This window comes from Clostridioides sp. ES-S-0010-02 (genome assembly GCA_020641055.1).
Classification (GTDB): Bacteria; Bacillota; Clostridia; order Peptostreptococcales; family Peptostreptococcaceae; genus Clostridioides.
The window spans coordinates 3,726,023-3,740,901 of record CP067345.1 but is presented as its reverse complement, the minus strand read 5'-3'; the positions used below and the strand labels follow the sequence as shown (position 1 = coordinate 3,740,901).

Genomic DNA, 14,879 nt, shown 5'->3' with positions numbered 1-14,879 from the left:
TTTCAGATGAATATTTATTTTTTTATAATATTACAAATATCTGGAATATAAAGTGTTATATATAGTAGAGCAAATAAAGTTGTTAATAGGGGGTTAAGACCTAAAACTAAGCTGATTCCTATATCAATAAGCAATCCTATTGTAAATTTGATACCTTTATTAAGTTTCAATCAAATCACCATCCTTTTATTTTTTATTACCCAATTTAACTAAAAATAGTTGATTTTTATAAAAATTATTGATGTATAAAATTACTATCTTATAAGTTAATAGTATATTTAAACATTATACATGTCTATATTATTTTAAATATTATATATGTTTATATTATTTTTCTTATAAAACAATAAAAAAAGAAAAGACATTTTTAAAATTTACCTAAGAAATATATAAAAGAAATTTATAACTTAAAAAGTCATGAACTTGAAAAATAAGAGTTTGATTTTAAAACATATGTAAAATACAAAATATTGAGCTAAATACTGAAGAAATAATGATAATTATGCTGTTGGAAAATTATGTAAAATAATGGTAAAATATAGTTTATAATAGAAAAATTGATTTATATTATAATTATATTTATTTTTTTGGATTTATGCACTTAGAGGATTCATAATTTATGCTGATTACTACTAAAAGTGCATATATAATATTATGTTATAAGCTTTCATGAACTTCTATTTGAAAGGGGAGATTACAAATGGATAAAAGATATTTGGAATCCAGTGTATTTGAAGCTTTTCAAGACAGACTTTCTTATGTTTTCAGTGAATTTGATTATATCTATGTATCTTTCAGTGGAGGAAAAGATAGTGGTCTATTATTGAATTTAGTTTTGGATTATAAAAGAAAATATAATATAAAATCCAAAATAGGAGTATTTCATCAAGATTTTGAGGCTCAATATAGTATGACAACAGAATATGTTGAAAAAATGTTTGAAGACAATCTTGAAGATATTGAACCATATTGGGTATGTCTGCCAATGGCTACGAGAACAGCTGTAGGTAATCATGAAATGTTTTGGTATCCATGGGATGATGAGAAAGAAGAATTATGGGTAAGAAAAATGCCAGACAAAGAATACGTAATAAATCAAGAAAATAATCTTTTTACCTACTATAAGTATAAGATGAAGCAGGAAAGTTTGGCAAAGCAATTTGGTAGGTGGATGAGAAACAAGCATAAGGGTGCAAAAGTTGCTTGTTTACTTGGAACAAGAGCTTCAGAATCCTTACAACGTTATTGTGCTATTGTGAATAAACAGCATGGATATAAAGGCAAGTGTTGGATAACAAAGGAGTTTAAAAATGTATGGACAGCATCTCCTTTATATGACTGGGGACTAGAAGATGTTTGGGTAGCCAATTATAAATTCGACTATGAGTACAATAAAATCTATGATTTGTTCTATAAAGCTGGATTGCCTCCAAGAAAAATGAGAGTAGCATCTCCTTTCAATGATTCAGCAAAAGAGAGTTTAAACTTATATAAGATATTGGACCCAGAAGTATGGGTGAAATTGGTTGCTAGAGTACAAGGGGCTAATTTTACTTCTATTTATGGAAAAACAAAAGCTATGGGGTATCGTAGTGTAAAGTTGCCAGAAGGACATACATGGAAAAGTTTCACTTATTTTCTGCTTGATACACTACCTGAAGATATAAGAAATAATTATATTAAAAAATTTTCAACATCTATCGACTTTTGGCATAAAAAGGGTGGTGGTTTGCCAGAAATCGCTATATGTGAGTTGATAAGAAAAGGGTATAATATAGAAATAAATGGAATTTCTAATCATACAAAAGATAAAAAAAGTAGAGTCGTATTCTTAGGAGATATACCTGATGACACAGATGATATTAAATTTACTAAAGATATACCAAGTTGGAAAAGAATGTGTTATTGTATTTTAAAAAATGACCATATGTGTAAGTTTATGGGATTTGGTCCTACAAAAGAGCAAAGAATGAAAACAGAATACATTAAGAAAAAGTATGAAAAATTTTCTAAGATAGGAGTTAAGATGCTATGAAGTATAAAAGTCCTGTATATGAAATCATCGCTGTCCCAATTGAAAAGATAGAATCTAACGACTATAATCCAAATGCAGTAGCTCCACCAGAAATGCAGTTGCTGTATAAAAGTATAAAAGAAGATGGATATACAATGCCGATTGTCTGTTATTATAATCCAGAAAATGACAAATATGTTATTGTAGATGGTTTTCATAGATATCGAATAATGCTTGAAAATAAGGATATATATGATAGAGAAGGTGGAGTACTTCCTGTTTCAGTAATTGATAAATCACTTGATGAGAGAATGGCAAGTACTATTCGTCACAATCGTGCAAGAGGTTCACATAATGTGGATTTAATGAGCAATATTATAAAGGAACTTTGTGATATTGGAAAATCTGATAAATGGATATCAAAGCACTTAGGGATGGATATTGAGGAGATTCTTAGATTAAAGCAAATAACTGGATTATCCTATTTATTTAAAGATAAAGAGTTTGGACGTGCATGGATTCCTTTTGATTCTGATACTAAACAAGATAATTAAAAAGATATGTTTTTAGTATAAACACTATAGAAATACTATTAACCTTTTTGGAGCAGTGTTTTAAAGAACTATGAAGAAGTGTTTTAAAGAAATATGAGGCAGTATATTAAAGAAATATGAAGCAGTATATTAAAGAAAATATACTTGAGTTTAAAGCTTTTGAATAAATACAAGTATTGAGAATAGAGTAGTGTAAGATATAAATTACATAATATTAACAAAGAAAAAAGAGTAGGAGGATATCCTGCTCTTTTTCTTTGTTAGTACTGATTAACTTTTTTCATTTATGAATAAATAGTATATTTTAATAAAAAAATTATAAGTGTTATAGAATTGTTATTTTTTCATGTTAATCTTCTTATAGAAAATGAATTTAGATTATTACAAGAAAGGATGAATAGACATGAAAGACTTAATTCTTGAAACAAAAAATTTATCAAAAAGATATGGAGAGCAGATGGCAGCCAACCATATTTCACTTCAAATTGAACGTAATATTATATATGGACTTCTTGGACCAAATGGTGCAGGTAAGTCAACAACACTTAAAATGATTGTTGGACTTCTTCATCCAACAGGAGGACATATTTTTTTTAATGGAAAGCCTTGGCAACGAGAGTCTCTTACAAAAATCGGTTCTTTAATCGAATCACCTGCTTTATATGGAAACCTTACAGCAGAGGAAAATCTACTAGTTCACACAAGACTTCTAGGCATTCCACATGAAAAAATTCATGAAGTATTAGACACAGTTGATTTAAAAAATACTGGAAAAAAGAAAGCCTCACAATTTTCTATGGGAATGAAACAACGACTTGGAATCGCTATTGCACTTTTGAATAATCCAGAACTATTGATTTTAGATGAACCAACCAACGGGCTTGACCCATTTGGAATTCAAGAACTACGTGAGTTGATTGCATCTTTTCCTGAAAAGGGAATTACAGTAATTCTCTCAAGTCATATATTATCAGAGGTTGCTCAGGTAGTTGATAAAATAGGAATTATTAGTGGAGGAAGGCTATTATTTCAAGGTATACCAGATCCAAATGAAAATCTAGAGGAATTCTTCTCTGATGTAATCTTAAAAGGAGGAAAGTAAAATGAATGGACTTAAATCTGAACTTTTAAAATACAAAAGAACATTTATGGGGAAATTGATTGTTTTTATTCCAATATTCTTTGCATTATATGCAGGGATAACACAATCAACAATCATGAAAAACCCATTATCTCAAAGTAGCTCTTGGTCATGGGACAGCCTTCTAGCCTTGGTTTTTAATTCGTGGCCATTTGTATTTTTACCTCTTGGTATGGGATTGTTTGCTACTTTGGTAGCTAGTCAGGAAAGAAAAGCTGGGAATTATCGCACTTTGCGTGCATATAATGTTTCACCTATGATTCTTTGGACTGATAAGGTTATGGCTATGGCAGTTTACACTCTGCTATCAACACTAGTTTTGATAGTTTCAACAATTATGACTGGTTTGTTTTTATCAGAAGGAGCAATCCCATTTGGTAAGATTATTGCTGGAGGTTTTGTTTGTTGGCTTGTTTCTCTTTCACTTATCCCTATTCAGCTGTGGGCAGCTACATGGAAAGGAACATTCTTAAGTATGGGAATTGCACTTGTAGGTATGATGATAGGTGTTCTTACAGCAATAAAATCTTTATGGTTTGCAGTACCGTGGAGTTGGGCTATGAGACTGATGTGTCCTATTGCTGGTGTGCATCCAAATGGAGCTATTTTGGAGACTGGAAATCCACTTTTAGATTCATCTGTGATTCCTGTTGGGATTATCGTATCCTTGGTTATATTTGTTGTAATCACAGTAATTACAGGTATTTGGTTTAATAGGAGGGAAGTAAAATGATAGGAGTATTATCATCAGAGTGGCTAAAAACAAAACGTACAGCAATTCGTTGGCTTACATTCTTTATGCCTGTAGTCATTGCACTTTGTGTTGTTGCTTATCTGGCAATTAGGTCTGAAGTTACATATAAATTTGTTTTTGAAGGTTATTTTATAGTATGGACAGCAATTATCATTCCAGTAGGAATAAGTCTTCTATCAAGCTTTATTATACATGAGGAGGAACTTGCTGGAGAGTTCAATGGTTTTTTAAATACAGGAGTTTCCCGAATTAAGTTATACTTAGGAAAATTTTTTATATTGATGTTTTGTATGGCAGTCAGCACTTTTATTTCATCACTTATAATATGTGTCGGAATGAATATTATAATACCTGATGGAGGTAGCATTTCTCTATTTATGATGGCATCCTTACTTGCAGTAATAGGGACACTTCCAATTCTATCTATTCACTTGTGGGTCAGTTTTTTATGGGGGATGGGAGCATCCATCGGAATAAGCATGGGTGGTATTTTAATGGCTGCTTTGATTGGAGGAACAAGTCTTGGGGGTAAAATCTGGGTGTTTGTTCCTTGGGCTTGGCCAGTAAAGATGTCAATGTTTCCATCTATTTATTTTCAGACTACCTTATCAACTGCAATTTCTTCAGGAGCAGAGTCACAGCTAATAAATGCACTTAATTTAACAGTAATTGGACTTATCATTTTTCTAGTTGGTGGAATTATATGGTTTAACAGATGGGAAGGTAGAGCATGCAATGAGTAATGACTATGGACATTTTTATAAACTTGACCAATGAGAAAAATTATCAGATAATATATGAGCAGGTCACAATACAGGCTTGTTAATAATGCATAAGTATTGGAGGATAATTAAAATTGAGCAAAATATTGATTGTTGATGATGAAAGAGAATTGGTGACATTATTAGAAAAAAAACTGAAGTCAAAAGGGCATGAAGTACTTATCGCATATAATGGAAATGATGGAATTGAATTAGCAAAGAAACAGCCAGACCTTATTATACTTGATATTATGATGCCTGGGGCTGATGGCTTTGAAGTTTGTAGTACCATACGAGATGATGTAGTTTGCCCTATCATTTTTCTAAGTGCAAAGCAATCAGAAACAGATAAAATAAAGGGATTAACTCTTGGTGGAGATGACTATATAGTGAAACCTTTTGGGTTACGAGAATTGATGGCACGTATTGAAGCTAATCTACGCCGTGAAAAGAGGTCACAATATATCAATATGGAGAATAAACGTCCAAAAATGTATTTTGGAAAACTATGTTTAGATATACAAGAGCGTGCAGTTAAAATTGATGGCAAGGATGTTCACTTGACAAAGAGAGAATATGATATTGTAGAATTACTTGCATTGCATGCAGGACAGGTTTTTTCTAGAGAACAAATCTATGAAAAAGTCTGGGGATATGATTCAGAAGGTGAAGATTCAACAGTTGTTGAGCGTGTTAAGAAGATTCGTGCTAAATTTTCTGTGGTAACACCTAAAATTGAATATATTTCTACTGTTTGGGGGATTGGGTATAAATGGAATAAATTTTAGAGAAGGAGATTTTCATATAATGAAAAGCATAAAGAATCGGTCACTTTCAGCACAGTTTCGCAGAACACTTTTTTTAATTATAATCACCAGCATATTGGCGTCACTGATTACTTATGCTGGAGTAATTATGTTGTTTATTCGAGCTTTAAATAATAATGACATATATGGCGAAAATTATTATGAACAGCAGATACCAGAAATAGAAAAATACATTCATAAAAAAAATACAACTATTCTATCTCCTTCAAATGCAGAAGATTTGAACAATATGATTCATGGTGACGGATTATTCTATCAGGTTGTAGATAATGACAGTAACTTTTTATATGGTACATATAAGAAACAAATTTTTGAAACAAAGGAACAATTATTTAATAAACTAAATACTAAAATTATAGATTCGGGAAATTTTGTAAAGATTGTTCCTGTTATTGATGATAGTGGAAAAATCAAAGGGGCTGTCCTTCTTGCTTATCAGTTGAAACTTACTTATGCAAATGGAAATGAAAATGAGCTGTGGAGAGACGATAGGGTTATTATTCTTGTTTTGTTATCTCCTTTTATATATATTATAGGATTTACAATACTATTTTCTCGAATTCTTGCTAAAAATATCAATCGACCACTAAAACTACTGATGGATAGTTCACAGAAGATTAAAGAAAAGAACCTTGATTTTGAAATAGATTATTACGCGGATAATGAACTAGGAAATCTATGTAGTGCTTTTTCAGAAATGAAAGAAGAATTAAAAAAATCCTTATCTGCACAGTGGAAAATAGAACAGGAACGAGTAGAAATGGTAGAGGCATTGGCACATGACCTGAAATCACCATTATCTATTGTAAAGGTATATTCAGAAGCTCTGATTGATGATACTGAGATTAGTGAAGAACAACGTCAATATCTTGCAGTTATAGAAGCAAATGTAGATAAAAGTGTCTCACTAGTTCAGCAAATGCAATATACTTCTGAACTTGAAAAATCTTGTATTCAGTTACAGTTAGTTCCTATAAATCTGACTGAGTTTTTGGAGCAAAAAGTATACTACTATGAATTAGAGGCTAGGAAAAAAGAAATATCTATCACTTTAAACATTCAAAGTGATATAGAAGAATCTATTTTGATTGATATAGAGAAATTGGAAAGAATCTTTGATAATATCGTATCCAATAGTCTTCAATATACTCCAGAAGGCGGAAAAATCAAAATATCAGCAAAGGCAGAAAAAGAATATATCTCATATGAGGTTTGTGATTCTGGTACTGGATTTAGTGCTAAAGATATGCATAAAGTTTTTGAAAAATTTTATAGAGGTGATGAGGCTAGACAAACTAAGGATGGGCATTCTGGTTTGGGGTTGTACATTGTCAAGCAATTAGTTGAGATGCTTGGTGGTTCAATCAGAATAAAAAATGCTGAATGTGGTGGTGCATGTGTTATATTTCAGCATAAAATATTTAATCTCTAATCATTCATATTTAATTTTTTATTGTGTAGATATTGTAAATATATTAATAAGTGATTATGTTAAGTATATAAAAGAGGTATCAGCAATATGTTGATACCTCTTATTGTATTTGAGTATTGAAAAAATATCTTATAAGTTCTTAAATGAATATAGAAAGTTTCTACAATAAATAAAGAAACTTTCTACAAATAAAATCTGTTACCTTGATGTAATAAATATAGTATTATATAACTGTACCAATTAAAAGTAAATATATAACTTTAAGTTAGTTAAGGAGAATAATATGAAAAAATATTTACCTGTTTGTCCAGTAGAAATCACATTGTAAATGAGTTTATATGCGATTGTAATAATTTTTGATGGGTCTTAATAATGTGGCAAAAGGGATTTGGAGAGAAGAAGTTCCTTATGCTATGGATATGATAAATTATTATATCACTAGTCTTGTTTAACTATTTTATGTCTGATAAAAAATAATAGTATGAGGTTAATTTATGAAAAGTACTAATGAAGAGTTGATAAAGCGAGGTTTTATTACAGAAGAATATATCAATAAATTTCAATCTTATTCAGATGAAGAGTTATTGGAACTAGCAAGTTCATCAAAAGCAGTTGAAAGGTCAGTTTATATAAATTTGATGTCAAAAAGATATGGAGTCGAAAATAAAGAATTTGTAGAGTTTTTGTTAGGAAAGCTTTGCGTTGAAAAATCTCTATATACGAAGATTGAGCTTTGTAATGCCCTTGAAAATGGGAATACTTATACTGCAAAACAGATGATTAAATATCTTGGAACAATAGGAAATAATCAACATAAATATTTGCCAGACAGGGTTTCTAAAAAGAAGAGTTATCCATTAGCAAGGGATATAATTGCAAGAAGTTTAGCAAGGATGAATGTAGAGATTTTACCTGTATTGTTTGACGTTTTAGAGAGTGATGATAGGATTAAGATTTCTGAGGTAATTGATGCTATAGGATTTATGATATTTTATAATCAAGGTGTAGCTAGTGAATATTACTTTAAAAAGATTGTAAGTGTAATGGAAAAGTATTCGGAAGATGATTTAATTATTTGGAAATGCGTAATGTGCCTTTCTTCTTTTAAGACTCAAGAAAGTATAGATATTCTTGAGCAAGTTTTATATAGTGATAAAAATGATTTAATAAAAAATGAAGCTGAGTGTTCTCTAAGTAAGATTAAAAAAGAGATAAAGTTGTAGAAGGAAATAAAATCAAAAGCAATAAAATTGTATAAAGAACAATCAAATTTGCTAATCTAAAAGGGGGAAACTGGTTTATGAGAAAACAGCTGTCAGATATGACATTAGAAGAGTTATGGAAGCTATTTCCTATATTTTTAACTAATCATAGGGAATGTTGGAAAGATTGGTTTAAAGAAGAAGAATCTAGACTAACTGAACTACTTCCTATGCAAAAAATTGTGAGAATAAGTCATATTGGAAGTACTGCTGTGAATACAATTTATGCAAAACCGATTGTTGATATACTGATGGAGATAAAGCCTGAGTGTAATATGCAAGAGATTAAAGAGATAATTGAGTCAGATGACTATATTTGCATGTCTGAAAGTGGTGATAGGATTTCATTTAATAAAGGATATACAGTAGATGGGTTTGCAGAACGAGTTTTTCATTTACATATAAGATATGCAGGAGACAATGATGAATTATTTTTTAGAGATTATTTGATTGATAATCCAAGCGTTGCGAAGGAATATGAGAATCTTAAGTTGAAATTATGGAAGGAATATGAGCATAATCGTGATGCTTATACAGATAATAAATCAGATTTTATTAAAAAGGTAACTGAAAAATCTAGGAAATTGTATTCTAATAGATACAGTTAGGATGTTATTTACTATATTTAAGTTTAATACATTTAAATTTAAGTTTAATATATCAATGCTTACTAAAAATGAAATATTAAAATCACTTTGAGACAGTTGAAAAAGCTCACAATTTATATGTGTTTATATTATTATTAAAATATAAATTAAGGAAAGTCATTTCTGGCTTTCCTTTTTTGAGTTTTTTAAATATATTAAGATTCTCAGCTTAATACTAACACAACCTAATATAAAGAAATAAAGAAAAATCTGTATCAGTATAAGAAATATTCAACTCTCCACTATACTTATCAACAATTTCCTTGATATTTTCAACACCATATCCATGAGATTTACTATTATCTTTATCTGAAATAAATAAACCATGTTTTTTAATGATAGGATTTACCTTGTTATTTGTTAATAAATAGCTAAAATACTCATTTTCACAACGTGCTTTTAGCACCACTTTTCTATTTGATAAGTCAGAAATCTTTAAGGATGCTTCTATAGCATTATCCAAAGAGTTTGAAAAAATAGTACATAAATCCATTGGTTCTATACCAAAGTGATTGTCTATATCTATATTAAAATGAACATCAACACTATTTTCTTCCAATTCTGTATGACGAAGATTTAAAATTGAATTAAGGGCAGGGTTTTTACAAAATTGCTTACCACTTAAAGTCCCAAAACTAAGTTTTAATTGTGTAAAATAATCTTTAGCTCCATCAATATCTTCAACTTCTAAATAAGACTCAATCATTTGGAAGTGGTTATTTATATCATGTCGTATTTTGCGTATCTGAACCTGTTGATTCTCTAGTAAGTCGTAATATTCTTCTTTTATATGATTCGATTGATTTTCTAACTTCATCTTTACATTTTCAATTAATGGATTTAAAAGAAGTATCACACCAATATTAGCTATGATTGCAGATAAAATAATTAGATAAGTACCATAAGGTAAGTTACCTAAGATAATATTATAATCGCTACCCATAGGAATTAAATTAGTGGGTGGCAAAATAATGGCAATTAATATTGATAAAAATGAGGATATACATACTATATCAATAAAAATCCATATGCGATTTGTAAGGTACTGTTTTATATTAACTAATCTATTTTTTAAGAAAAAATGTATCAAAAACCATAAAAATACTTTAATTATGGCAGAAACTATCTTAAAGATTGAAAGTACTACAGTATACTCACTTGAGCTTACAAGTTCTCTATATAGAGGATTGTTTATAAAAAGAAAATTAACACCAACTATAATAGGATAGAGTATCATTATAACTGATATTATAGGAATCAACCTACTTTTACTACAGACTATAAGGAGTATAAAATATCCAAGTAGTGTAAAAAGTATATTTACAGGGTCAGAAAGCCATATTATCATTTGACCAATAATAGAATAACCCAAAATCAATATTATTTTAAAAATCCAATGTTTCCTAAAATCTATAAAATAAGATGTTAGCTTATAAAGAAAAAAGGCCATAAAAATGCTAAGTAAAACTGTAATATAAATTGTAGCTTTTGATATTATTGAATAAGTATCCATTTGAAAACCTTTCTAAAAATTAAGATTCTAGCATATGTCTTGTAAATTTTCCTACAACTTCTTGATATTTTTGACGACTTATAGGAATTTTTTCATTTTGTACTTTAGCATATGTTTGATTTATACTGTTTACATAGTTTAGATTGACAATATATCTTTGATGTGTACGTATAAAATTAGATGGAAGAATATCTTCCATATCATTTAGTTTTCCATAATACTCTAAAGATTTGTCAGAGGTTACTACAGTCAGCTTTCTTAATTCACTTTTAAAGTAGAAAATGTCTTTTGTATTGATTTTACAAAGGTTAGTTCCAATCTGAATCGTAATAAAGTGTTCTTTCCATTGTTCTAATTTTTTTAGTGCTTCTTTTAAGACTTCACATATTTTTTCACTTTTATAAGGTTTTAAGATATAGTTTAAAGCTCCTACATCATATCCATGAAATACATAGTCAGAAAAACCTGTGACAAAGATAATTATAGTATCTTTTGAGTATTTTCGAATGACTTTTGCTATATCAACTCCATTAATTTCTCCAAGTTCAATATCTAAAAAAATGATGTCCATATAATAATTTTCATGTTCTAGATTATATATTAGACTTTCTCCATTTGAGTATTCTTTTATCTGGCAGGGATAGCCCCATAAATCCATTTCTCTTGTGATGATTTTATTTAGCATACTTCTTTGTTGTTTTTCGTCATCACAAATACAAATTGAAATCAATGATTATTCTCCTTTCAAGTTTTATATTTATATAATTAAGTATATAATAAATTGAGCTACCTAGATACATAAAAGAGAAAATATGTCTAGGTAGCAAAGTAGAGTCTTACTTAAATAAGTTTTGACTAAAATCGTACAGATAAGAATTATATAGACTTACTCAGAGAAGTTTTATCTAAAATAATTTAAGCAAACTTATTTTGAAATTCCAACAATTTCTTTAAATTTTTTGTAAGTCAACAGATATATAAGGTACATATAAACCCCACAAACCACTAGTAAACCTAGATTTATCAAAAGAGCATTGACTTCACTATGAACAATTCTACCATCATTGTTTACCATAATCATAAAGTTAAAAAGATATATTACAAAACTTCCAGTAATAAGAGGGTATGAAAAGATTTTCTTTAATTGGTTGCGAATACAGAATTTTATATAGTCGTTGTTAGCACCTAATCGACTCAAATCTATAAAAATCTGTTTGTGATTTACTGCTATTGTAACACCTCTTGTATATGCAATGATTCCCACAGCCGTAAAGCAGATTATACCTACATAGATAAATAACATCAAGAATACTGCTGTATTTTTTATCATATCTTGACTCTGCAAAGTTTTAAAATTAGGATAGTACTTCCATTGGAGATATAATTGATTATTATCTGGAGTTAATTTTAAAGAACCTTCTCCACTTGGATATTCTTCATCCAAAAAATACTTTTGACCAGTTGATTCATTGCGTTTTTTCACATATTCATCATACATAGTGTATGTTCCCATTTCCTTAGGTGTTCTTTTTATAATCTCTGACTTTAAATCATTAGCAAAAGCATAGGTATCTGTAGCTTTATCTACATTAAATAGGACAGAATTATTGTAGTTATTTATAGATAAACCTTTAGTAAATGCATTATAATCGTCTTCACTAAGGACATAAGCAGTCATACGAGCATTTTGAAAGAAAGAACCATTAAATATTAGGTTTCCAGAATATTTAAAAGGAGTTTCTTTTTCTGTGGCTGGGCTTGATATAAATTTTGGAAAATCATAATCTCTATTATTATTTTCTTTACTTACAACAGCAAGATATTCACCATTTTTTATAGTGATAGGTTTATCAATTAATTTAGAGAAATCCTTAGAATTAAAGAACATGGCTAAAGAATGTTTTTTCATATATACATCATCAATAGTTCTATCTTTATTAAATATTGATTCTGTACCATCTACAATTAATTCAATAGAAGGAAGTTCCATATAGTTTTGGATTTTTACTTTATGCTTATCTGCCAACTGTTCAATTTCTTTTTTAGATATTTGATTCACTCTTTGGTTATAAGTGAATGTGTAATCTATAGGATTCTTTTTAGTATTTTCATTAATTCCTGCAATCACATTAGGTATATAGAATACAGCAAATAAGGCTCCTGCAATTAAAAATGCAATAACACACATATTTTTTACAGTTTGCTTGCCCATAAATCTCATCATACTAGTAGATATAATATTTTTGTAGTATTTTTCTGGATGTTTTCCTCTTTTTGCATGTACTACTACATATGTCATAATCATGTAAATTCCAATAGCAGAGAATACATACGTAATGTTCCATATAGATGGCATCATGTAATTAAGTTCACTTATGACTATTGAAGGTACTACATAACCTAGAAGAAGTCCTAATACCATAAAAAATGTTCCCAATATACCATACCAACTTTTTACCTCATGCACTGGTTCAGAGATTCTTTGGTCATTTAGTATATCAATTATATTTGTACGATTGATGAATTTTACTGAAAGTAAGAAAATACATAGAGTTACAAATATACAAAATATGAAACCATATATAAATCCTTGAGTTCCAAAGTGGTATGTCATTTCTCTTGTATCAATAATTACCAATTGGAATATCTTCCATATACCAAAAGATACAGGCATACTCAATAGAAGACCTAAAAAACAACAGACTATTGAAATAAGAAGTATTTCTGAAAATAGAATTTTTTTCAATTTTTTCTTATCTGTCCCTAGAGCCATAAAAATACCAATTTCTCTACTTTTAAATTTTAAAAATAGGGAAGAGGCATAAGTAGTAAAAACAGCACATCCTAATATAGCAACTGCAAATATCATTATGGCTTGTTTTCTACTATCTCCTCCAGTTGGAAGGATTGTTTGCACTGTAGGACTAAAATAAATTAAAGCATATGAAGTTACTAAGACTACAGAAAGTATTATACAAAAGAATAATGTTGTATAGTTTTTCCAATTGTAGGCTCGAAGTTTTCCATATAATTTATTAATTGTCATCTTGACTGCCTCCCATTTCTTTTAAAAGTTCCAATAATTCATCTAGGAATTCACGTCTTGAATTTGATTTTACGACTTCTTTGTAGACCATTCCATCTTTAAGGACAATGACACGGTCACAAAAACTTGCAGCAAAGCTATCATGTGTAACCATGAATATAGTGGCATCTAGCTCTTGTTTGGCTTTTAGGAATGAGTCAATTACTGTACGACAAGATTTGCTATCAAGATTACCAGTTGGCTCATCTGCTAATATCAAATCTGGATTATTCATAAGAGCTCTTGCTACTGCTGTACGCTGTTTTTCACCACCAGATATTTCAGCAGGGTATTTTTTGCGTATATGCTCAATACCAAATAATTTGCATAGGCTAGTAGCACGGTTTTCCATTTGTATAACTTTACTACCTTTGATAATTTGTGGAACACAGATATTTTCAAAGACACTAAGACCATCAAACAGCATAAAATCTTGGAATACAAAGCCCAACTGCTGATTTCTAACTTCGGAAAGTTCTTTTTCTTGTAGGTTTCTTATATTATTGTTTCCAAGAGTTATTTCACCTTCATCAATTGGTATAAAGCATGAAATGCAGTTTAAGAGAGTTGTCTTTCCACTTCCAGATGCACCCATGATTGCAACGAATTCTCCTTTATTGATTTCAAAAGAAATATTTTTTAATACAGGGTACGTTTTATTACCTGCCTTGTATGATTTACATAAATTGTTTACTTTAAGCATATATATCATCCTCGCTTTCATTTATCTTGTAAGTCAATGATAGCATTTGAAAGGTGTATGGGAATATAAGTCTCGTTGTAAGAATTGGGTGTTTTTTTGTAATGTTTGAGTTAGAAAAATTTTTGAAAAGGTATTGTTACGATTATTTAGATAAAAGATATGTTGATGTATAAATGGTAGTCTTTT

The 14,879-nt window shown here is 29.4% G+C and carries 13 protein-coding genes and 1 pseudogene; 10 read left to right on the top strand and 4 right to left on the bottom strand.

From position 1 onward, the window contains the following. Positions 1 to 700: 700 nt before the first annotated feature. The 10 genes and pseudogenes from JJC01_17405 to JJC01_17360 all read left to right on the top strand — a co-directional run bounded on the left by JJC01_17405 (position 701) and on the right by JJC01_17360 (position 9,353). On the top strand, positions 701 to 2,035 hold the full coding sequence (locus tag JJC01_17405) for a DUF3440 domain-containing protein (GenBank protein ID UDN57916.1): 1,335 nt from the start codon (positions 701 to 703) through the stop codon (positions 2,033 to 2,035). Then, positions 2,032 to 2,568 (top strand): ParB-like nuclease domain-containing protein, encoded by a 537-nt coding sequence (locus JJC01_17400; GenBank protein UDN57915.1) that lies wholly within the window; start codon positions 2,032 to 2,034, stop codon positions 2,566 to 2,568. Before JJC01_17405 ends, JJC01_17400 begins: the two co-directional genes overlap by 4 nt. A 403-nt stretch (positions 2,569 to 2,971) precedes the next feature. Then, the gene (locus JJC01_17395) at positions 2,972 to 3,670 is read left to right on the top strand and encodes a lantibiotic protection ABC transporter ATP-binding protein (protein ID UDN57914.1); all 699 of its coding nucleotides are present in this window, start codon (positions 2,972 to 2,974) and stop codon (positions 3,668 to 3,670) included. Between the two features lies 1 nt (position 3,671). Beyond that, on the top strand, positions 3,672 to 4,442 hold the full coding sequence (locus JJC01_17390; GenBank protein ID UDN57913.1) for a lantibiotic immunity ABC transporter MutE/EpiE family permease subunit: 771 nt from the start codon (positions 3,672 to 3,674) through the stop codon (positions 4,440 to 4,442). Then, positions 4,439 to 5,206: a lantibiotic immunity ABC transporter MutG family permease subunit gene (locus JJC01_17385; GenBank protein UDN57912.1), complete on the top strand. Its 768-nt coding sequence runs from the start codon at positions 4,439 to 4,441 to the stop codon at positions 5,204 to 5,206. The genes JJC01_17390 and JJC01_17385 overlap by 4 nt, the downstream gene beginning before the upstream one ends. A 113-nt stretch (positions 5,207 to 5,319) precedes the next feature. Beyond that, positions 5,320 to 6,012: a response regulator transcription factor gene (locus JJC01_17380; GenBank protein ID UDN57911.1), complete on the top strand. Its 693-nt coding sequence runs from the start codon at positions 5,320 to 5,322 to the stop codon at positions 6,010 to 6,012. Positions 6,013 to 6,040: 28 nt separating this feature from the next. After that, entirely contained in the window at positions 6,041 to 7,483 is a 1,443-nt protein-coding gene (locus JJC01_17375; GenBank protein ID UDN60209.1) for a HAMP domain-containing histidine kinase, read from the top strand. 291 nt (positions 7,484 to 7,774) lie between these two features. Beyond that, a pseudogene (locus tag JJC01_17370) lies at positions 7,775 to 7,935 on the top strand (aminoglycoside 6-adenylyltransferase). A 42-nt stretch (positions 7,936 to 7,977) separates the two neighbouring features. Then, positions 7,978 to 8,706 carry a HEAT repeat domain-containing protein gene (locus JJC01_17365; protein ID UDN57910.1) on the top strand — a complete coding sequence of 243 codons (729 nt, stop codon included), beginning with the start codon at positions 7,978 to 7,980 and terminating at the stop codon, positions 8,704 to 8,706. 77 nt (positions 8,707 to 8,783) lie between these two features. Next, positions 8,784 to 9,353 (top strand): GrpB family protein, encoded by a 570-nt coding sequence (locus JJC01_17360; GenBank protein UDN57909.1) that lies wholly within the window; start codon positions 8,784 to 8,786, stop codon positions 9,351 to 9,353. A 214-nt stretch (positions 9,354 to 9,567) separates the two neighbouring features. Here JJC01_17360 and JJC01_17355 read toward each other — a convergent pair whose 3' ends face one another. From JJC01_17355 to JJC01_17340, 4 genes are all read right to left on the bottom strand, one after another. Beyond that, positions 9,568 to 10,905, bottom strand: coding sequence for a GHKL domain-containing protein (locus JJC01_17355; GenBank protein UDN57908.1), 1,338 nt, complete (start codon positions 10,903 to 10,905; stop codon positions 9,568 to 9,570). Between the two features lie 19 nt (positions 10,906 to 10,924). Next, positions 10,925 to 11,635 (bottom strand): response regulator transcription factor, encoded by a 711-nt coding sequence (locus JJC01_17350; GenBank protein UDN57907.1) that lies wholly within the window; start codon positions 11,633 to 11,635, stop codon positions 10,925 to 10,927. Between the two features lie 195 nt (positions 11,636 to 11,830). Further along, a complete protein-coding gene (locus JJC01_17345; GenBank protein UDN57906.1) occupies positions 11,831 to 13,951 on the bottom strand; it encodes an ABC transporter permease in 2,121 nt (706 codons plus the stop codon). Next, a complete protein-coding gene (locus JJC01_17340) occupies positions 13,941 to 14,693 on the bottom strand; it encodes an ABC transporter ATP-binding protein (GenBank protein UDN57905.1) in 753 nt (250 codons plus the stop codon). Before JJC01_17340 ends, JJC01_17345 begins: the two co-directional genes overlap by 11 nt. Between the last annotated feature and the right edge of the window lie 186 nt (positions 14,694 to 14,879).

Coding starts and splice junctions, on each gene's coding strand:
- JJC01_17405 (UDN57916.1), top strand. CDS start 701: ATGGATAAAAGATATTTGGAATCCAGTGTATTTGAAGCTTTTCAAGAC.
- JJC01_17400 (UDN57915.1), top strand. CDS start 2,032: ATGAAGTATAAAAGTCCTGTATATGAAATCATCGCTGTCCCAATTGAA.
- JJC01_17395 (UDN57914.1), top strand. CDS start 2,972: ATGAAAGACTTAATTCTTGAAACAAAAAATTTATCAAAAAGATATGGA.
- JJC01_17390 (UDN57913.1), top strand. CDS start 3,672: ATGAATGGACTTAAATCTGAACTTTTAAAATACAAAAGAACATTTATG.
- JJC01_17385 (UDN57912.1), top strand. CDS start 4,439: ATGATAGGAGTATTATCATCAGAGTGGCTAAAAACAAAACGTACAGCA.
- JJC01_17365 (UDN57910.1), top strand. CDS start 7,978: ATGAAAAGTACTAATGAAGAGTTGATAAAGCGAGGTTTTATTACAGAA.
- JJC01_17360 (UDN57909.1), top strand. CDS start 8,784: ATGAGAAAACAGCTGTCAGATATGACATTAGAAGAGTTATGGAAGCTA.
- JJC01_17355 (UDN57908.1), bottom strand. CDS start 10,905: ATGGATACTTATTCAATAATATCAAAAGCTACAATTTATATTACAGTT.
- JJC01_17345 (UDN57906.1), bottom strand. CDS start 13,951: ATGACAATTAATAAATTATATGGAAAACTTCGAGCCTACAATTGGAAA.
- JJC01_17340 (UDN57905.1), bottom strand. CDS start 14,693: ATGCTTAAAGTAAACAATTTATGTAAATCATACAAGGCAGGTAATAAA.